At 34.4% G+C, this 19121-nt stretch carries 22 protein-coding genes; 18 read left to right on the top strand and 4 right to left on the bottom strand.

Annotated elements, in window-relative coordinates; translation table 11 throughout:
• Positions 1-9 precede the first annotated feature (9 nt).
• On the top strand, positions 10-774 hold the full coding sequence (gene accA / locus AC1RPR_RS06895) for a carboxyltransferase subunit alpha (protein WP_481761881.1): 765 nt from the start codon (positions 10-12) through the stop codon (positions 772-774).
• Between the two features lie 53 nt (positions 775-827).
• Here the strand turns inward: accA and AC1RPR_RS06890 are convergent, their stop codons facing one another.
• On the bottom strand, positions 828-1862 hold the full coding sequence (locus tag AC1RPR_RS06890) for an LCP family glycopolymer transferase (protein ID WP_481761882.1): 1035 nt from the start codon (positions 1860-1862) through the stop codon (positions 828-830).
• A gap of 428 nt (positions 1863-2290) precedes the next feature.
• Here AC1RPR_RS06890 and AC1RPR_RS06885 point away from each other — a divergent pair, with 428 nt between their 5' ends.
• Both AC1RPR_RS06885 and AC1RPR_RS06880 read left to right on the top strand, forming a co-directional pair.
• Positions 2291-3547, top strand: coding sequence for a C40 family peptidase (locus AC1RPR_RS06885; RefSeq protein ID WP_481761883.1), 1257 nt, complete (start codon positions 2291-2293; stop codon positions 3545-3547).
• A gap of 86 nt (positions 3548-3633) precedes the next feature.
• On the top strand, positions 3634-4317 hold the full coding sequence (locus tag AC1RPR_RS06880) for a 2,3-bisphosphoglycerate-dependent phosphoglycerate mutase (RefSeq protein ID WP_481761884.1): 684 nt from the start codon (positions 3634-3636) through the stop codon (positions 4315-4317).
• A 31-nt stretch (positions 4318-4348) separates the two neighbouring features.
• Here AC1RPR_RS06880 and AC1RPR_RS06875 read toward each other — a convergent pair whose 3' ends face one another.
• From AC1RPR_RS06875 to AC1RPR_RS06865, 3 genes are all read right to left on the bottom strand, one after another.
• Positions 4349-5683, bottom strand: a complete 1335-nt coding sequence (locus tag AC1RPR_RS06875; protein ID WP_481761885.1) for a C1 family peptidase — start codon at positions 5681-5683, stop codon at positions 4349-4351.
• Positions 5684-5842: 159 nt separating this feature from the next.
• The gene (gene rpiA / locus AC1RPR_RS06870; protein ID WP_481761886.1) at positions 5843-6544 is read right to left on the bottom strand and encodes a ribose-5-phosphate isomerase RpiA; all 702 of its coding nucleotides are present in this window, start codon (positions 6542-6544) and stop codon (positions 5843-5845) included.
• Positions 6545-6564: 20 nt separating this feature from the next.
• Positions 6565-6849, bottom strand: a complete 285-nt coding sequence (locus AC1RPR_RS06865) for a GNAT family N-acetyltransferase (RefSeq protein WP_481761887.1) — start codon at positions 6847-6849, stop codon at positions 6565-6567.
• Positions 6850-6961: 112 nt separating this feature from the next.
• On the opposite strand from AC1RPR_RS06865, the gene AC1RPR_RS06860 reads away from it, so the two are divergent.
• From AC1RPR_RS06860 to rplA, 15 genes are all read left to right on the top strand, one after another.
• The gene (locus tag AC1RPR_RS06860; protein ID WP_481761888.1) at positions 6962-7498 is read left to right on the top strand and encodes a dCTP deaminase/dUTPase family protein; all 537 of its coding nucleotides are present in this window, start codon (positions 6962-6964) and stop codon (positions 7496-7498) included.
• Positions 7499-7599: 101 nt separating this feature from the next.
• Positions 7600-8970 carry a DNA repair protein RadA gene (radA, locus tag AC1RPR_RS06855; protein ID WP_409021546.1) on the top strand — a complete coding sequence of 457 codons (1371 nt, stop codon included), beginning with the start codon at positions 7600-7602 and terminating at the stop codon, positions 8968-8970.
• Positions 8971-8986: 16 nt separating this feature from the next.
• Positions 8987-10099 carry a PIN/TRAM domain-containing protein gene (locus AC1RPR_RS06850; protein WP_481761889.1) on the top strand — a complete coding sequence of 371 codons (1113 nt, stop codon included), beginning with the start codon at positions 8987-8989 and terminating at the stop codon, positions 10097-10099.
• A 128-nt stretch (positions 10100-10227) separates the two neighbouring features.
• On the top strand, positions 10228-11721 hold the full coding sequence (gltX, locus tag AC1RPR_RS06845; protein ID WP_481761890.1) for a glutamate--tRNA ligase: 1494 nt from the start codon (positions 10228-10230) through the stop codon (positions 11719-11721).
• A 258-nt stretch (positions 11722-11979) separates the two neighbouring features.
• Positions 11980-13389 carry a cysteine--tRNA ligase gene (cysS, locus tag AC1RPR_RS06840; RefSeq protein WP_481761915.1) on the top strand — a complete coding sequence of 470 codons (1410 nt, stop codon included), beginning with the start codon at positions 11980-11982 and terminating at the stop codon, positions 13387-13389.
• A complete protein-coding gene (locus AC1RPR_RS06835; RefSeq protein ID WP_409021543.1) occupies positions 13389-13811 on the top strand; it encodes a Mini-ribonuclease 3 in 423 nt (140 codons plus the stop codon). Before cysS ends, AC1RPR_RS06835 begins: the two co-directional genes overlap by 1 nt.
• Complete coding sequence (rlmB, locus tag AC1RPR_RS06830) at positions 13792-14550, top strand: 23S rRNA (guanosine(2251)-2'-O)-methyltransferase RlmB (RefSeq protein ID WP_481761891.1); 759 nt, start codon at positions 13792-13794, stop codon at positions 14548-14550. Before AC1RPR_RS06835 ends, rlmB begins: the two co-directional genes overlap by 20 nt.
• Positions 14551-14552: 2 nt before the next feature.
• Positions 14553-15077 (top strand): NYN domain-containing protein, encoded by a 525-nt coding sequence (locus tag AC1RPR_RS06825; protein ID WP_481761892.1) that lies wholly within the window; start codon positions 14553-14555, stop codon positions 15075-15077.
• A gap of 68 nt (positions 15078-15145) precedes the next feature.
• Positions 15146-15754: an RNA polymerase sigma factor gene (locus AC1RPR_RS06820; RefSeq protein WP_481761893.1), complete on the top strand. Its 609-nt coding sequence runs from the start codon at positions 15146-15148 to the stop codon at positions 15752-15754.
• Positions 15755-15875: 121 nt separating this feature from the next.
• Positions 15876-16025 carry a 50S ribosomal protein L33 gene (gene rpmG / locus AC1RPR_RS06815; protein ID WP_057974231.1) on the top strand — a complete coding sequence of 50 codons (150 nt, stop codon included), beginning with the start codon at positions 15876-15878 and terminating at the stop codon, positions 16023-16025.
• Positions 16026-16035: 10 nt separating this feature from the next.
• On the top strand, positions 16036-16215 hold the full coding sequence (gene secE, locus AC1RPR_RS06810) for a preprotein translocase subunit SecE (RefSeq protein ID WP_057974232.1): 180 nt from the start codon (positions 16036-16038) through the stop codon (positions 16213-16215).
• Between the two features lie 115 nt (positions 16216-16330).
• Positions 16331-16882: a transcription termination/antitermination protein NusG gene (nusG, locus tag AC1RPR_RS06805; protein WP_409022813.1), complete on the top strand. Its 552-nt coding sequence runs from the start codon at positions 16331-16333 to the stop codon at positions 16880-16882.
• A 32-nt stretch (positions 16883-16914) separates the two neighbouring features.
• Entirely contained in the window at positions 16915-17772 is an 858-nt protein-coding gene (locus AC1RPR_RS06800; RefSeq protein WP_481761894.1) for an alpha/beta hydrolase, read from the top strand.
• Between the two features lie 114 nt (positions 17773-17886).
• The gene (gene rplK, locus AC1RPR_RS06795; RefSeq protein WP_409021537.1) at positions 17887-18312 is read left to right on the top strand and encodes a 50S ribosomal protein L11; all 426 of its coding nucleotides are present in this window, start codon (positions 17887-17889) and stop codon (positions 18310-18312) included.
• Positions 18313-18417: 105 nt separating this feature from the next.
• Positions 18418-19101: a 50S ribosomal protein L1 gene (rplA, locus tag AC1RPR_RS06790; RefSeq protein WP_409021536.1), complete on the top strand. Its 684-nt coding sequence runs from the start codon at positions 18418-18420 to the stop codon at positions 19099-19101.
• Positions 19102-19121 lie beyond the last annotated feature (20 nt).

The following is a 19121-nucleotide window of genomic DNA, read 5'->3' as shown; positions in this document are numbered from 1 at the left end:
ATATTAAAAATGGACTCAGATTTTTTAAAAAAAGTTCGATCGAATGATAGATTAAGTGCTAAATTTATTATTTCTAGTCTATTTGATGTGTTTTTCGAAAATCATGGTGATCGAGTTGGCGAAGAGGATGCTTCCATTATTGGTGGGATTGGACTTTTTCATAAGTGCCCAGTGACAGTTATTGGCATTAATCGGGGCGTAAATTTAGAAGAACGTTTAGCCTATAATTTTGGTGCCGTGAAGCCAAGTGGGTATCGAAAAGCAATGCGATTACTAAATGAAGCTGAAAAATTTAAGCGACCTGTTGTAACGCTAATTAATATGCCCGGCGCAGATGCCAGCGTTAAATCAGAACAAACAGGACAGAGCTATATTATTTCTGAAATGATTTTAAAAATGGGTGCATTACAAGTGCCGAATATTGCCATTTTTTTAGGTGAAGGTCAAAGCGGTGGTGCACTGGCTTTAGCAAATGCAAATGCTATTATGATGGTTGAAAATAGCTTATTTTCAGTAGCATCTCCAGAAGCCGTTAGTGCTATTTTGAAGAAAACTAATCCAAATGAGATTGAAACAAGTTTGCCAATGACGGCTACTGAGTTATTTAATATTGGATTGATTGATGTGGTATTGCCAGAAACTAATCAGGCAGCAACAATAAGTCTAATGGACAGTAGTCTAAATGAATTGCTGAAGAACCTAGCGACTAAATCATCTAATGAACTTATTGAACAAAGAGAAATGAAATACCAAAAGTTTTTAGAAAATTGGTAAAAAAGAAACGGACCTCAAATTTTAATTGAGGTCCGTTTCTTTTTTATATCTATTTATTTAGAGAGTTGCTGTTCTAAACTAGTAAAGGCTTGTGTTGATTTGTTTAAACCTAATTGAGAACGAATAGCATTTGAGACGCGTTTCTTTTCAGTCGATGTTGGAACTTCATATGAAAGACCATCAACATCTGTACTTACTCCTTGCAAGAAATCAGAGTGAATTGATTCTGTAGCGGCGCTGTAGTTTGTTTCTACTGTGAGCATATCATTAAAACTAAGATCAGTTACCATGTTTCCGTCAATTGTTTTTAATAATTTTTTGTAGTTTGCGAGTGAATTTACAGATTTAGCTTTTCCGGTAATTGCTGTAATAATCTGTTTTTGACGTTTTTGACGGCCATAATCACCTAGTGGATCTGAATGACGCATTCGCGTATAAGCTAAGGCTTGTTTGCCGTTTAAATGGATTGTCTTACCTTTTTTATAATGAGTTCCTTCAAGTTTAAATGAAAGTAATGGTTTGACATCAACACCACCAACGGTATCAACAATTTTCTTTAATCCATTCATGTTAATTAACATATAATAATCAATTGGGATATCTAATAAATTTTGAACAGTATTAACAGCAGATGTTGAACCATCTTTGCCACCATAGGTATAGGCACTGTTTATTTTTGAAGAGCTTTCATCACTTCCGTCAATTTTAACTTGAGTATCACGAGGAATACTTGTTAAGGTAGTTTTATTTGTTGTTGGATTAACTGTTGCAACGATCATTGTATCCGTGCGTCCTGTATCACTTCGACCAAGTGCGCCAGTATCAGTCCCCATTAATAGAATTGAAAAAGGTTTTTTCTCACTCAAAATACTGGAAACATTTCTTAATTTTTTTGCTTTGGTTTTCTTGTAAGTTTTTGCGACGGTATCTTCAGTATGTGTGAATACTGAATAGGCATATACACCTCCAGAAGCAATACCTAAAATCATAATTATCAATAGTGTCCACAGTATTGGATGCTTATTTTTATTGCTTTGAGAACTGCCTTTTATTGGAGATGGCATTCCCAAGTTATTATTTTTAGCCATATTTATTCATACCTTTCATTACATTAATTAAGCTGATTATACGATAAAAAAAGGGATAAAAAGCAAAAAAAATTTTTTCTTACGGTATTATTAAATAATTGAAAAAATGTAAAAGAATGAAAAGGACAACTTTGATTAATTAAGTAATGTTAAATCAGTGAAAAACGACTAATTGTATTACGCTTTTGTCATTTTAATATAGAACTCGTAAATGCCTATTTAACAACAAATAAGAGGGATAAAAACAATGGAAATGGCCTTTTGTAACATTTGTGTAATCATACTGAAATTAAAAGATGTAAATTAAATTCGAATGTAAACTAACCGTAATGGTATGTACCTAAGAACCGTGCTATTCTATTCTAGTCGAGAAAAACGAATACGCTAAAATTAAATAATAATTATGAAATCAACTAGGAGAGTGCCTTTTGAAAATTAATAGTAAAATTGCTAAAGTAATGATGATGACAGCTACACTTATTGGAATGAGCGCAGTTGCAGAACAAGCTAACGCTTCAGATAGTGTAACTGAACTAACAAGCACGATTGCTAAATTAAATAGCAAGAGCACTAAAGTTGCTGCAAAATTAGCAACAATTAATAGTGAAATTACTTCAACTCAAGCTGAAGTTAAGGATGCTAAAGATACAGCTGCAAAACTTGAATCAGATCAATACAAATTAGGTAAGAAGATCAGCAGATTAAATGTTGAAATTTCACAAAGAGATTCACAATTAGCTGATCAAACACGTGCTTTACAAGTTGATGGAAGTACAGCAAGCATGGTTGAATTTGTTTCAGATTCAAAAAGTGTTGTTGATGCCTTCAAACGTGTGGGAACAGTTACAACATTAGTTGGTGCTGGTCAAAAAGCTGCTAAACAACAAAAAGCTGATAAAGCAGAAGTTAAATCTTCTAAAGTTGAATTAGATGAAAAGGCTGCAGATCAACAAAAAACAGTTAAAGAATATACAAACAAACAAGCTGAACTAGCGGTTAAACAAGCAAACGCAAATACATTAAAAGCACAAATTGATACAAAAAAATCAGATACACAATCATCTATCGATAAAGCAAAAGCAGCAGAAAAAGCTGCTGAAAAAGCAGCAGCAGAAACTAAAGCAGCAAATGAAAAGAACGATGCAGCAGCAGCAGATGCAGCTGCATCAAAAGCAACTGAAGCTGCAAGTACAGATACTTCAAGTAATAAAGCAGTAAAAAGCTCAAATACTTCAGCTTCAAGTGAAAAAGCTGTCACAACTTCAACTACAAATAGTTCAAGTAAAAAAGCAGCAACAAGTGCTGTGAGTGCTTCAAGTCTTGATACAAGTAGTATTACTGCTCTAGCAAGATCATTAACAACAAAGAGCATCCCATATGTATGGGGCGGAAAATCATTGAGCGGTTTTGATTGTTCAGGATTTACTAGTTATGTTTATGCTCATGCTGCTGGAAAATCTATTGGTGGCTACACTGTTGCTCAAGAAGGACAAGTTAGCTATGAATCAGTTTCTCAAGCACAACCTGGAGACTTACTTTTCTGGGGATCAAAAGGATCATCATACCATGTTGCTATCTACTTAGGTGGAAGTCAATTTGCTGAAGCTCCAACTGAAGGACAAAATGTTAAAATTAGCACAATGAGTGCTTACTGGAAACCAGATTTTGCTGGTCGAGTAAAATAAATAATTAAAAGACTTAAGACAACAATGTTGTTTTAAGTCTTTTTTGTTATAATGAGTATTAATGAAGAGTGAAGAAGGTTTTAATAATGGTTGAATTAGTCATGGTAAGACATGGTGAGAGTCTAGCAAATCAAAATAATGAATACACCGGTTGGACAGATGTTCCATTAACGGCTAAGGGCATCGCTGAAGCTAGAGTTGCAGGAACAGTTATTCTTAATACAAATATTCAATTTTCACAGGTTCATACATCTGTCTTAAAACGAGCTATTAAAACGAGTAATATTATGATGGAAGAAATGAATCAACTTTGGATTCCAATACAGAAAAATTGGCGTCTTAATGAACGACATTATGGTGCCTTGCGCGGTTTAAATAAAGATGAAACCAAACGTATCTACGGTATTAAACAAGTAGCCCAATGGCGCCGTAGTTATACGACTATCCCACCTAGTTTATCTGTACCTGATAATGATAGACGGTACAAGCAACGTGTTAAAAGTAGCTTACCAACATCAGAAAGCTTAGAAATGGCATTTAAACGGATTTTACCTTACTGGCAAGATGTCATTGCCCCAGAGTTAAGACAAGGTAATAACCAGTTGATTGTCGCACATGGCAGTACACTTAGGGTATTGATAAAATATTTAGAAAATATTTCAGATGCAGATATTGATGGCGTTGAGGTTCCGAATGGTGTCCCTATTTGGTATACATTAAATGATGATTTAACAATTAAAAGCAAAAAAATTTTAACACAAAAAAAGTAACAACAATTCAATATTGTTGTTACTTTTTTAATTATGCTAATGCACCCATTGGATCCCAAGGAGCAAGGACTTTAGGTTCTTCTTTTAGAATAGCTTGTAATTTTTCTGGTAAGAATTTTTTGTTAACGACAACTTGATAACAATATTCTTCCATCCAGTCATCACTCATAACGAAGAAGCCTTTATTACCAACTTTTTCGCCCCATGAGTTTTCAACTTTCCATTTGGTTGCTTGATCATTAACCAAATCAACACCTGTTAGAACCATAGCATGAGTCATTAGACTCTCACCGTAATCAAGGCGTTCAGCTTTTGATAAAGCTAGATCAATATTGAACAATTCATCTTTATGATAAAGTTCAGTATCCATAATACCAATTTGGCGTTCAGACGATTGACCAACATCACAACCGAACCAGACGCTCTCGCCAGATTGTAATTGTTTGATGGCAACATCTCTAAAATCAGCCATGTTAATGTTTAAATGGCGAATAGGACGCCCATCAACAACATTTCCAAGACGATCAACTGTGTACATATTATTGTAAGGTTTATCATCTGTTGGACCATTAATGATTGAGACGTATTCATCTAAGTCCCAACCGATAAATTTTTCATAGAATGTTTTTGGTGTTAAATTTTTATCAATATGATATTCATTATCAGAATCACGATATTCAAAGTCAAATGTTGCAGGAGGTTCACCAAAACTGTATGCTAATAAACGATAAATTTCAGTAAGTTTAGCTTCTTTGACGACTTCAATTTCTTTTGAACTTGTTCCGGCAGCAACGAGTTCACGTAAATCAACAGCATCTTTTCTTAATTTTAAGTTTAAAGTTGAATTGATTTCGCTTGATTTAGAACTATTATATGTTTCAGGCATCACAGATTGAGGAACAACACCATATTTTTCAATAATTGCAACGATCATATCCCATTGGCCGCCATCTTGTTGTGGAGTTGTCATTAACCATGAAACGGTACGGTCACTAGTTGGTTTATCAGCTGTTTCAAGAACATTTTGATAAAAGTAATTTGCTTTTTCAAGTTTATCCCAGAAGTAAGTGAAATTTTGTGACAATTCAAAATCTTTGGCAACTTTAAAATTTGTTTTCATGTCATGACGCATTGTATTTAATGCGGCGAACATCCAACAACGACCTGATTGCTTTTGGTTAGAAACATTACCAACATCCAGATCAATTGAGAAAACAGGTTCCATTTTAGCTTGGGCTTTTAAATCGTAACTATTTGCTAAAATACCATTTTTTGTAACGGCACGTTCAATAACTTCATGGCTTTCACGTGCATGTAAATTTTTTTGGAATTTTGCGAGTTGTTCTGAACTAATTGATTGTGTCAAAAAAATCACACTCCTATATAAGATTTAAGTACTGTGGCTATTATAATATATCTCGTTAGATTAGTAAACAATGTTAAAAAGAAAAGAAAATTCTCATTTTTAAATAAAATCAATTTGCGTATTTAAAAAGAGCCAATAAAAATTAGCTCTTCTTTAGAATTATTTAATTGTAAAGGTGTCAGAACGTGCGTGTAAAACTTCAGGACCATCTTGACGTCCAACGATAACCGTATTTACACAATCTAAAAATAGACCTTGTTCTACAACACCAACTTGTTTAGCTAAATAATCTTGTATGCTAGCAGGATCGTTTATTTCACCTAAATATAAATCGATGACAAAATTTTTAGAGTCAGTTAAAACATTTTCATTATCAACAGTTCTAAATTTGGGATTAAATCCTTTAGCTTCTAATTTTTTGAATAATTGATGACTACCGTAAGGGATAACTTCAACGGGAAGAGGGAATTTACCCAACGTATGAACCATTTTACTTTCATCAACAATCCACATATTTTGATTTGAATTAATAGCAACAATTTTTTCAAATAAATGAGCAGCACCGCCACCTTTAATACCTTGGAAATGGTCATCAATTTCATCTGCACCATCAATTGTTAAATCAATGTGGTCAACTTCATCAACTGATTTAACTGGAATACCAAGTGATTTTGCTTGTTCTTCAGTTCTAATTGATGTTGAAACACCGATAATTGATAAGTTTTCATTTTTAACACGTTGACCTAATGCATCTACCATAAATTTAACGGTTGAGCCTGTACCAAGTCCAACAACCATACCGTCTTTAATAAACTCGACAGCTTTTTGTCCAACTAATTTTTTTAAATTGTCTTGATTCATGTGTGTCACTCTCCTATTTTTTATTTAGGTGTATAAATTAATTCTAAAAGTTCTGGATGTTCACTAAAATAAAACTTTGTATAAGGGCATAATGGTAAAATAGTTTGCTGATTTAGAATAACTTGTTTAATTAAGTAATCAGTTGTACTTTTTGCAAGCCCTTGATGACGCTGATTGTCAGCTACCCAAGTATGTTCAATGACCATTGTCTGATTAGCATTAATCATGGTAAAACTAATTCGACTAATTAACTCGTCATTAACGTTGTACACGCGTAAATCGGTTTCATTTAGTTGGAAATCCATTTGAACACCTTCCCTTTGAATGTAATTATACCATTAAAAAATGCCCAAAAACTAGCCATTTATGTCATAAATGAGGTAAGATAAAAAGTAAACAGATTACGGGGATAAACAAATGAAAACAAGAGGATTTGAAATTGTTACTAAATATGCAGGGAAAATTGACTTACCCGTTCGATCAACAACAACTTCGGCAGGATATGACTTAGCTGCAGCTGAAGATTTTACATTACCTTCAATCTGGAAAAGTGGATTTTTAAAGGTTTTATGGCTAATTAGGCATCGTGAATCGGTGGCTGAAGAAGAGCTCATTCAAGCAAATAAAATTTTGAAACCTTATTTAATTCCCACAGGAATTAAAGCGTATATGCTAGATAATGAATTTTTATTATTAGCAAATCGTTCAAGTAGCCCCTTAAAACGTGGACTGATTTTACCAAATGGAATTGGTGTTATTGATTCTGATTACTATAATAACGAAAAAAATGAAGGTGAAATTTTCATACAAATTGTTAATTTTAGTTTAAAAGATCAAATGGTAAAAAAAGGAGATCGGATAGGCCAAGGGATTTTTATGCCCTATTTAACTGTTGATAATGAAAAGGTGACCGCTACAAAACGTATTGGCGGATTTGGTTCATCAGGTAAATAGTTATTATAGAATGATTAAGAATTTCAATTGAAATTACAGGTTGTCGTTTATGTGATAAAATATTAACAATAGAATTTATAATGAAAGGGTGGGGAGTTTGTATGGCAAAAGTAAAAACGCAATTTGTATGTCAAAACTGTGGATACACCTCACCAAAGTATTTGGGTCGTTGCCCTAACTGTAACGAATGGAACACGATGGTAGAAGAGCGTGAACAATCACAAAAAGCAGATCGTAAAGCTCGTGTCAGTTTTACTGGAGCTTCTGTTAAACCAGAACTATTAGATGATATCTCAATGGCAGAACAAGAACGTGTTGAAACTGAGTTAGGTGAATTAAATCGTGTTCTTGGTGGTGGTGTTGTACCCGGGTCATTAGTTTTAATTGGTGGTGATCCAGGCATTGGTAAATCAACATTACTTTTACAAGTTTCTGGTCAACTAAGCCAAACTGGCGGAACTGTCTTATATGTTTCTGGTGAAGAAAGTGCTGTTCAGATTAAAATGCGTGCACAGCGCCTCGGTGTTGGAGGTCAGAAATTTTATCTTTACCCTGAAACAGATATGGGTAATATTCGTCAAAATATTGAGACATTAAATCCTGATTACGTAGTCATTGACTCAATTCAAACAATGCAAGAACCAGAAATGTCTGCTGCAGTTGGCAGTGTTTCTCAAATTCGAGAAGTAACTGCTGAATTATTACAAATTGCTAAAACGAATGGTATTACGATTTTTATTGTTGGACATGTAACAAAAGGTGGTGCAATTGCTGGTCCCAAAATTTTGGAACATATGGTTGATACAGTCCTTTATTTTGAAGGAGATATGCATCACACGTTCCGTATTTTACGCGCTGTTAAAAACCGATTTGGTTCAACAAATGAAATTGGAATTTTTGATATGCGTGAAGGTGGGTTATTTGAAGTTGCAAACCCATCAGAAATTTTCTTAGAAGAACGTTTGGCTGGCGCAACAGGTTCTGCTATTGTTGTATCTATGGAAGGAACACGACCTATTTTGGTTGAAGTTCAAGCATTAATCACACCAACAGTTTACGGAACGGCGAAGCGTACAACTACAGGGCTTGATCACAATCGTGTGTCATTAATAATGGCCGTTCTTGAAAAACGTGCAAGTTTATTATTACAGAACCAGGATGCTTATCTTAAGGCGGCTGGTGGCGTAAAATTAGATGAACCAGCTATTGATTTAGCGATTGCTGTTAGTATTGCGTCAAGTTATCGAGATAAAGAAACAGACCCTGCAGACAGTTTTGTAGGTGAAATTGGATTGACTGGTGAAATTCGACGTGTTAATCGGATTGAACAACGGGTTGCTGAAGCACAAAAGCTTGGATTTAAACGAATTTTTATTCCTAAAAATAATTTATCAGGATGGACACCACCTAAAGGAATTACAGTTGTTGGTGTTGCTACACTAAGCGAAGCACTAAAAGTAGTGTTTAGTTAGAAAGGAGGAGTTGTCAATGCGTAGAAATATTATTAAAGGTGTTGTTGCACTAGTCGGCGGTGGAATTGGTGTTAGTTTGCTACCACTTTTTTGGAAATTAGTGAGTATTGCGGAGATTGGTATATTAAATAATAGTGTTGTTAATTTTTTAATAGGTGTCGGTTTAGCTCTTATTCTATCTTTATTTATCATAACGCCACTAGAAAAATTACTGGCAAATATTGAAAATTATTTAACTAATCAAAGCCCAATGATGCTACTAACAGCGAGTGTTTCAACTATTGTTGGTATGGTTATTGCAATTTTAATCTCAACACCATTCTATCGATCAGAAATATGGCTATTGAACACAATTGTACCCGTTTTGTTACTATTTTTACTTGGATACTTGGGTTTTGTTATAGGAACTAATCGTTTGGAGGATTGGCGTAAATTATTTGCATCAAAAAATAAGAAAAGTGATGTCGTTGAAAGTAGTTTACTAGACCGTAATGTCAATGATAATTATCATGAATATAAAATATTAGATACAAATATCTTAATTGATGGCCGGATTTATGATTTGATTAAAACTGGCTTTATTGAAGGAACATTATTAGTTCCTAATTTTGTTTTATATGAACTCCAATATATTGCAGATTCAGCTGATAGTATCAAACGTGTTCGGGGTCGTAGAGGATTAGATATTTTAAATAAACTTCAAGATGAAAAAATCATGCCGATTGAAATGTATGAAGGTGATTTTGAAGAAATTGAAGAAGTAGATAGTAAGTTAATTAAATTAGCTAAAACGATTGATGGGGTTATTGTCACAAATGATTTTAATTTAAACAAAGTTAGCGAATTTCAAAATGTCCAGATTTTGAATGTAAATGCACTAGCTAAATCATTGAAACCTCGGGTTATTCCTGGAGAACAATTACATGTTATGGTAATAAAAAATGGTTCTGAGCGTCAACAAGGTGTTGCTTATTTGGATGATGGAACAATGGTTGTCGTGGAAGAAGGAAAGTATTTCCTAAACAAATCAATTGACGTTGTCGTTACAAGTGCACTTCAAACGGATGCTGGAAGAATGATTTTTGCAAAACCATTACATTCAATGAAAAAAATAAACGATAAGAAATAAAGTCAATACTAAGATTATTGGCTTTATTTTTTATCCGATTCATTGTAAACTAGATTAGTTGAATAAAGCCTTAAATAAACGGTTTATATCGTAGTAACTAAATACAGAAAAAAGAAAGAGGCGTTATCATGGCTAAAAATAAAATTCGTGTCAGATATGCACCAAGTCCAACTGGACATTTACACATTGGAAATGCTCGTACCGCTCTATTTAATTACTTATTTGCGAGAAGTCAAAAGGGTACTTTTGTTATCCGTATTGAAGATACTGATACAAAGAGAAATATTGCTGATGGTGAACGCAGCCAACTAGATAACTTAAAATGGTTAGGCATGGATTGGGATGAAGGTCCTGACAAACCAGGAGAATTTGGTCCTTATCGTCAATCAGAACGTAAAGATATCTATTTACCATTAATCCAAGAATTAGTGGATAAAAATTTAGCTTACGAGTCATATAAAACAGAAGATGAACTCGAAGCAGACCGTGATGCTCAAAAAGCACGTAATGAAATGCCACATTATGAATACGAATATGCAGGTATGTCTGATGATGAGATTACTGCTAAAATTGCAGAGTCAAAAGCTGCCGGTTTAACACCTGTTATTCGTTTCCGTGTTCCAGCAAACAAAAAATACGAATTTAAAGATATTGTTAAAGGTGAAATTACCTTTGATTCCAATACTATTGGTGGCGATTTTGTTATTCAAAAACGTGATGGTATGCCAACATATAACTTTGCTGTTGTTGTTGATGATCACTTGATGGAAATTACGCATGTTCTTCGTGGGGATGACCATATTGCCAATACGCCTAAGCAATTGATGATTTATGAAGCATTTGGCTGGGATGCACCTATCTTTGGACATATGACATTAATTATCAATACAGAAACAGGAAAAAAATTAAGTAAACGTGATGAAAATGTTCTCCAATTCATTGAACAATATCGTGAATTAGGCTACTTGCCAGAAGCTATGGTAAACTTCATTACCTTATTAGGCTGGTCACCAGTTGGCGAAAGTGAAATTTTCTCTCGCCAAGAATTGATTAAAATGTTTGATCCTAAACGTTTAAGCAAGTCACCAGCTTCATTTGATGGTAAAAAATTAGAATGGATTAATAATCAATATATTAAAACAGCTGATGAAGATAAAGTAATGGATTTGGCTTTACGTCAATTAATTCAAGATGGTAAAATTGAAGCTGATCCAAGTGCAGAAAGAATTGAATGGGCTCGTAAATTAATTAGCCTTTATAAGCAACAAATGTCATATACAGGTCAAATTACTGAAATGGCAGAAGTATTTTTAAGCGAACCACCTGTTCTTGATGATGAAGCAAAGGCAGAGTTAGCTGTTGAAACAGCACCAACAGTTTTAAAAGAATTTGCTGAACGCATTAAAACGATTGATATTTTTGATGCTGTTGCTATCCAAGCAACAATTAAATCAATTCAAAAAGATACAAAAATTAAAGGTCGTCAATTATATATGCCAATCCGTATTGCAACAACGCGTGAAATGCATGGACCAGAACTACCAGCATCAATCGAATTGCTTGGTCGTGAAAAAGCATTAGCTCATTTGAACAAAACGTTAGAAGAAATGAATACAAAATAATTTTTGATAAGAGAGAGTAACAACTTATTGGCGTTTTTTAGAAAGTTTTCGGTGATGTGAGAAAACAAACGTTAGTTGTGAAGTGCCTCTTTAAAATGCTATGATGAACAAAGTAATTATAGTCGTGTAATGAACGTTAACTCATTGTTGGATGTAGGTTCACTACATCTTAAGGAGTGGAACAACGTTGAAGACGTCTTTTATAAGTATATAAAAGACGTCTTTTTTTAACAAAAAGATTAAATGGCGGGTGATAAAATGATTTCAATTTATAATACATTAACGAATCAAAAAGAGGTTTTTAAACCACTTGTGTCTGGGAAAGTTAGTATGTACGTTTGCGGGCCAACCGTTTATAACTATATTCATATTGGAAATGCGCGAAGTGCTATTGCGTTTGATACAATTCGTCGATATTTTGAATATCGTCATTTTAAAGTTAACTATGTATCTAATTTTACAGATGTTGATGATAAAATGATCAAAGCTGCTAAAGAAGACCATATAACAGTTCAACAATTAGCCGATAAGTTTATTGCTGCTTTCATGGAAGATACCAAGGCATTGGCGATTGAACCAGCAACTAAAAATCCAAAGGCGACAGAAAATATTGATGATATCATTCAATTTATATTAAATTTAATTGATAAAGGTTATGCTTATGTATCTGATGGGGATGTTTATTTTAGAACGCGTAAATCTCCAGATTATGGTAAATTATCTGATCAAAATATCAACGAATTAGAACAAGGTGCCAGTCAGCATGTTGATACTGAAGAAACGGCTCGAAAAGAAGATGAAATTGATTTTGCACTTTGGAAATCAGTCAAAAATGATGATCTTTCTTGGAACTCTCCATTTGGTAAGGGCCGTCCGGGTTGGCACATTGAGTGTTCTGTAATGGCAACAAAATACCTAGGTCCAACGATTGATATTCATGGTGGTGGACAGGATTTAATGTTTCCACATCATGAAAATGAAATCGCTCAAAGTGAAGCTGAAACGGGTCAAAAATTTGCTAACTATTGGATGCATAATGGATTTGTAACAATTGGTGAAAATGATGAAAAAATGAGTAAATCACTAGGTAATTTTGTTACGGTGCATGATATGATTAAAGAAGTCAATCCACAAGTTATCCGTTTCTTTATGGCAACAACGCATTACCGCCGTCCAATTCAGTATAGCCAAGCGAATATTGATGAAGCGACTAATAATTTAAATAAATTGAAAACAGCATTTGATAACTTAACTTATCGATTGAACGATGCTATTTCAGGAGAAAATAAATTAATAGAAAATCAAATTAATGAGAGCTTATCCAATTTTGAAACTGCTATGGATGATGATTTTAATTCACAAAATGGTATTGCAGTTATCTATGATTTAGCTAAGAAAATGAATGTCTATTCTGAAAACAAACAAGTGGAACGAGATTCAATTAATCACTTGTTAGAAATTTTTAAAGAAATGACATCAGTTTTTGGATTAGCTTTTGGACAAGTAGCTGATGCTCTAGATATCAGAGTTGAAAAATTAATTGCACAAAGAATAGAAGCTAAGAAACAAAAAGATTTTCAAAAAAGCGATGAAATTCGAGATCAACTTGCAGCAGAAGGAATTATTTTGGAAGACACACCACAAGGAACTAGATGGAGAAAAGACTAATGGAAAATAATGCAGATTATCAACAAATGAATGGGATTGCGTTAGCTTATATGGGCGATGGTATTTATGAAGTATTTGTTCGTAAACACTTACTTGTACAAGGACTTACAAGACCAACTCAATTACACCATCAAGCAACACATTATGTATCAGCCAAAGCACAAGCTTTCTTGATAGATAAAATGACAGAAAATAATATTTTAACTGAAGAAGAAATAGACTACTTTAAACGTGGACGTAATGCTAAAAGTCATACTTCAGCTAAAAATACATCAGTAATAACGTATCGTATTTCAACTGGATTTGAAGCATTGTTTGGCTACTTATTTTTGAGTAATCAAAACGATAGATTGGCCGAATTGGCAAAATGGTGTATTAACACCGTTGAAAAGGAGAACTTAAATGGGACAACCAAGAAGTAGTGAAGAGGCTGGCGATTTTATTATTGGTCGTCACCCTGTAGAAGCAGCGTTAAAAAGTAATCAATCAATTAACAAATTATTTTTACAAACTGGATTAAAATCAGATGTTTTAAGTGGTATTGAACAGTTAGCTAAGAAAAAAGGTATTATCACACAACTAGTTCCTAAAAGTAAATTAGATTTATTATCAGATCAACAAAATCACCAAGGCGTTATTGTAGCAGTTGCCGCATTTGAATATGCAACTATTGAAGATCTTTTCAAAAGTGCAGCTGATAAAGATGAACCACCATTTTTCCTTATTTTAGATAATGTTGAAGATCCACATAACTTAGGATCAATTATGAGAACAGCCGATGCTGCGGGTGTACATGGAATTATTATTCCAAAACGTCGCGCAGTCGGTTTAACGTCAACAGTTGCTAAGACGTCAACAGGTGCAATTGAATATATGCCAGTTGCTCGCGTAACTAATTTGGTAAATACTGTAAATGAATTGAAAAAGGCCGGATTATGGGTCTTCGGAACAGATATGGATGGACAAGATTATCGTGAATGGGATGCTAAAGGACCCACAGCCCTCGTAATTGGTAACGAAGGTAAAGGTATTTCACCGTTATTGAAAAAAGCTTGTGATGGTATGTTGACTATTCCAATGGTTGGACACGTTCAAAGTTTAAACGCCAGTGTCGCAGCCAGTTTACTTATTTATCAAGGATTTACTTCTAGGGGTAAATAATAATGAAAAAGCAAATTTTGGTTGTAGATGCCTATAATATGATTGGTAATTGGCCAGAATTAAATCGATTGAAACAATCAGAGCGACTTGATGAAGCACGTGACTTGCTACTGCACAAATTATCAAATTATCATAAACAGATTGACTCTCGGTTAATCGTTGTCTTTGATGCAATGTATGTTCCAGGACTATCAAAGAGTTATACAAAATATGGATTAGAGATTATTTGGACAGCAGAGGGTCAGACGGCTGATAGTTATATTGAAGCAATGATAGGTGAGTTACAGACTAAACTCACACAGGTAACTGTTGCAACGAGTGATCAAGCAGAACAGTGGACTATTTTCTCACAAGGTGCATTAAGAATTCCTGCATGGGAGTTATACAAAGACATTAATGAATCTAAAAAAGAAGTTGCTCAACAAGCCAAAAAATATCAAACGGAGGCATCGGTTCGTCGTTCACCATGGGACTCAGAACAATTAGATAGTCTGGCTGAATTGCGTGATCACCTATCACATGACTAAGCAACTGTTGTAATCAGTCATTATGTTTGGTATATTGAAAAATGGAGACCCGGATATGGAGAGTCTACTTGTTAGATGAAACTTACCGGAGTACTGAAAACGAAACAGATTTTCAATTGATTTGCCAAATTAAATTAGGTGCAGAACATAAATTTGAACCGTTATTTGAACGATATCGTCCAATGGTTTATTCGATGATTCGTAAATACTATCTAAAATTATGGGATACTGAAGATTTTTTACAAGAGGCTAGAGCTGTTTGTTTTAAAGCATTAAAAAATTACCAACCGAACAAAGGAATTACGTTTGGACAGTATTTTAAAACCAGTCTATCGAATTGTATTTTTAGTTTAATTCGCAAACAATCAGCGACTAAAAGGCTGTCTGATGCGAACTCGCATTCTTTGGAACGATATGAAGAAACTTATGGTGAATGTGAACGGCCTTCGTTTTATTGTGAGATATTGGCAGATGACAGAATTATCCTTCAAGAAAAATTGGATGATTTTGAATTGAAATTGTCAGAGTTAGAAAGAAGTACTTTTGTTTTACTTTATTATCAAATGAAAAAGCCAGAAGAAATTGCGCTTATTTTAGAGTGCGATATGAAAAAGGTATTAGGATCTATCTCAAGGTGTAAGAGTAAGCTTGGGTTATTTTTTAAAGAAAATCGATAATTAGGAAAGAAAGAAAAGAGGGTGGTTCCTTTTTTCTTTCTTTTAATGTAAAATGAGTGTATTCTTTAAAAATGTTAGTCGAAGTTAGCGTTAGTTAACTTTACATTAAGGAGAAAAAGTCATGGCACAAAGAAAAGTAGCATTGGCTTGTATCGTTTGTGGCTCACGAAATTATATTGTAGCTGCAAAACCGAGCAGAACCGAACGCTTAGAAGTAAATAAATTTTGTAAATATTGTAATAAACATACGTTACATCGTGAAACAAAATAGGGGGATAGTTATGAGAAAAATTAATGCATTTCTTAAAAGTGTTATCGTAGAAATTAAAGCAACAACTTGGCCAACAGGTAAGGAACTACGTCGTGATACAACAACTGTTGTTGTAACTGCAATTATGTTTGCGATTTTCTTCTGGATTGTTGATTCAGGTGCTTCTGCATTCTTAACCCTATTTTCATAGAAGAATAGCTATTTAACTGATGTTTTGATATAATGACACAAGTGAGAAAACTTCGTTGATGCGGAGTTTTTTTTGTTTGAGAAAAATGAAGCTGATAATTTAAGGAGAGATATATATAATGGAATCAATCGAAAAAAGTTGGTATGTCTTACATACTTACTCTGGTTACGAAAATAAAGTTAAAACAAATATTGAATCACGTGCACAATCAATGGGTATGGAAGATTTTATTTTCCGTGTAGTTGTTCCTGAAGAAGAAGAACGTGAAGTTAAAAATGGTAAAGAAAAAACAGATATGAAGAAAACATTCCCTGGATATGTTTTAGTTGAGATGGGTATGTCAGATGAATCATGGTATGTTGTTCGTAATACACCAGGCGTAACTGGGTTCGTTGGTTCTCATGGGGCCGGAAGTAAACCAGCACCACTATTACCTGAAGAAGTAGAATTGATTCTTCGTCGTTTGGGTATGAGTGCTCGTCATCAAGAATTGGACATTGAAATTGGTGAATCTGTCACAATTATTGAAGGTGCATTTGCTAACCTTATCGGTAAAGTAACGGAAATTGATAATGAAAAATTAAAACTTAAAGTTGATATTGATATGTTTGGTCGTGAAACAAGTACAGAATTGAACTTTGATCAAGTAGATAAATTATTAGGCTAGGGTGATAACTCACAAAAGTAGAAGGTGATTTAATGACTAAGGGACTTTTGAAGATAGGCTTGTTAGGTCTAGGAGCAGGCACAAGTTTTTTCATTGGGAATAAATTTAGACGATTAGGGCATGTTTCAATTGATGCCTCTGATCCAATTGTACCTAGCGACAAGATGACCCCAACACTATTTGTTCACGGTTATAGTGGTAATCGACTTTCTTTTGGCCCAATGATTGCCCGTTTTGAACGAGCAGGCTATGGTCGTAAAGATATGGTTATCATAGTTGATGATAATGGTAGTTTACATGTTGAAGGTCAATTAAGATCTGCGCAACCATTCATTCAAGTTTTATTTAAAAATAATATAGCTCCTGTTGAAAAACAAAGCTTATGGTTACATTATATTATGCAATTTTTATATGGCGCTTATGCCATTGAAAAGGTCGATTTTGTTGGGCATTCAATGGGTAGTGTCAGTATATTACGCTATATGACAGAATACAGAGATATGACTGATGTCCCAATGGTGGCACATGCCATTTCAATTGGTGCACCATACAATGATCATAATGTAGCACAAAATACGCCTATCATTGAAGATTTATTTTTAACTGATAAAGGTCCAGTGGAAACGACTTCACTCTACCAGTATTTTGAAAAGGCAATGCAGCATCTACCGGAGAATTTACAATTTTTAAATATTGCTGGCGATTTGAAAAATGGCAATGATGGCGCTGTTTCCATTAATAGTGTTTTATCACTTCGCTATTTAGTTGAAAATCAGCTTAATTATCAGGAACTTATTGTGAGCGGTCGAAGAGCAGCACACAGATTATTACATGAAAATAAACGAGTTGATGAATCAATTTACACATTTTTATGGAAAAAGCATAAATAAGATTGCGTGGAACCCATCTGGGTGTTATATTATATTAGTATGTTCTGCATACAGTGGGAGGAGAAATTTATATCTCCATTTACCACGCACGGATTTTACAAGGAGGTATGTCACGTGGCTAAAACAGTAGCAAACGTCGTTAAATTACAAATTCCAGCAGGGAAAGCAACTCCTGCTCCACCGGTTGGTCCTGCATTAGGACAAGCTGGTATTAATATCATGGGCTTTACAAAGGAATTCAATGCACGTACAGCTGACCAAGCTGGTATGTTAATTCCCGTTGTAATTAGTGTTTACGAAGATCGTTCATTCGATTTCGTTACAAAAACACCACCCGCAGCAGTTCTTTTAAAGAAAGCTGCAGGCGTTGAAAGTGGTTCTGGCGAACCTAACACTAAAAAAGTTGCAACAGTAACTAGTGCTCAAGTTCAACAAATCGCTGAAACTAAAATGCAAGATCTAAACGCTTCAGGTGTTGAATCTGCAATGCGCATGATCGAAGGAACTGCACGAAGCATGGGATTCGTTGTAGAAGGTTAATTCCTAACTACAAACACGCTTCTCGGTCGGATACTCTATGAAAATAGATGTATCAAGTGGGAGGTTTATCCGTTAGACCACATATTGCAAGGAGGAAAATTCAAGATGGCTAAAAAAGGTAAAAATTATCAAGACGCTTTAAAACAAGTTGAAGAAGGTAAAAACTATTCAATTACTGATGCAATCGCATTAGCTAAGAAAATGGACTTTGCTAAGTTTGACGCTACAATTGAACTTGCTTACAACTTAAACTTAGATACAAAACAAGCAGACCAACAATTACGTGGGGCTGTTGTACTTCCAAATGGTACTGGTAAAGACCAAACTGTTGTTGTATTCGCTAAAGGCGATAAAGCTAAAGCTGCACTTGCAGCCGGCGCTGACGTTGTTGGTGATGATGACTTGGTTGAACGTATTTCTGGTGGCTGGTTAGATTTTGATGTTGCTATTGCAACACCAGATATGATGGCCCAAGTTGGACGTTTAGGCCGTGTCTTAGGACCTAAAGGTTTAATGCCTAATCCTAAAACAGGTACTGTTACAATGGACGTTGAAAAAGCAGTTTCAGAATCTAAAGCCGGCAAGGTAACTTACCGTACTGATAGAGATGGAAATGTTCATGTTCCAATTGGTAAAGTATCATTTGATGATGCAGCATTAATTGGTAACTTTGATGTTATCAACGATGTTATTGTTAAAGCTCGCCCATCATCAGTTAAGGGTGGCTATATCAAACATTTATCTGTTGCTACAACATTTGGTCCAAGCTTAAACTTGGCTCAAAACTAATATTAGATAATTAAATTTCT

The organism is Dellaglioa sp. CoH-57-MRSF-22 (genome assembly GCF_056781895.1).
Note: the sequence above shows the minus strand (reverse complement) of the source record. Positions and strands in the feature narration are given on the sequence as shown.

Bases quoted from the DNA above. Each gene is read 5' to 3' on its own strand.
- accA (WP_481761881.1), top strand. From the start codon at position 10: ATGGACTCAGATTTTTTAAAAAAAGTTCGATCGAATGATAGATTAAGT.
- AC1RPR_RS06890 (WP_481761882.1), bottom strand. From the start codon at position 1,862: ATGGCTAAAAATAATAACTTGGGAATGCCATCTCCAATAAAAGGCAGT.
- AC1RPR_RS06860 (WP_481761888.1), top strand. From the start codon at position 6,962: ATGAAAACAAGAGGATTTGAAATTGTTACTAAATATGCAGGGAAAATT.
- rplA (WP_409021536.1), top strand. From the start codon at position 18,418: ATGGCTAAAAAAGGTAAAAATTATCAAGACGCTTTAAAACAAGTTGAA.
- rpmG (WP_057974231.1), top strand. From the start codon at position 15,876: ATGGCACAAAGAAAAGTAGCATTGGCTTGTATCGTTTGTGGCTCACGA.
- gltX (WP_481761890.1), top strand. From the start codon at position 10,228: ATGGCTAAAAATAAAATTCGTGTCAGATATGCACCAAGTCCAACTGGA.
- radA (WP_409021546.1), top strand. From the start codon at position 7,600: ATGGCAAAAGTAAAAACGCAATTTGTATGTCAAAACTGTGGATACACC.
- AC1RPR_RS06850 (WP_481761889.1), top strand. From the start codon at position 8,987: ATGCGTAGAAATATTATTAAAGGTGTTGTTGCACTAGTCGGCGGTGGA.
- rpiA (WP_481761886.1), bottom strand. From the start codon at position 6,544: ATGAATCAAGACAATTTAAAAAAATTAGTTGGACAAAAAGCTGTCGAG.
- AC1RPR_RS06825 (WP_481761892.1), top strand. From the start codon at position 14,553: ATGAAAAAGCAAATTTTGGTTGTAGATGCCTATAATATGATTGGTAAT.
- AC1RPR_RS06865 (WP_481761887.1), bottom strand. From the start codon at position 6,849: ATGGATTTCCAACTAAATGAAACCGATTTACGCGTGTACAACGTTAAT.
- secE (WP_057974232.1), top strand. From the start codon at position 16,036: ATGAGAAAAATTAATGCATTTCTTAAAAGTGTTATCGTAGAAATTAAA.
- cysS (WP_481761915.1), top strand. From the start codon at position 11,980: ATGATTTCAATTTATAATACATTAACGAATCAAAAAGAGGTTTTTAAA.
- AC1RPR_RS06880 (WP_481761884.1), top strand. From the start codon at position 3,634: ATGGTTGAATTAGTCATGGTAAGACATGGTGAGAGTCTAGCAAATCAA.
- AC1RPR_RS06800 (WP_481761894.1), top strand. From the start codon at position 16,915: ATGACTAAGGGACTTTTGAAGATAGGCTTGTTAGGTCTAGGAGCAGGC.
- AC1RPR_RS06835 (WP_409021543.1), top strand. From the start codon at position 13,389: ATGGAAAATAATGCAGATTATCAACAAATGAATGGGATTGCGTTAGCT.
- rlmB (WP_481761891.1), top strand. From the start codon at position 13,792: ATGGGACAACCAAGAAGTAGTGAAGAGGCTGGCGATTTTATTATTGGT.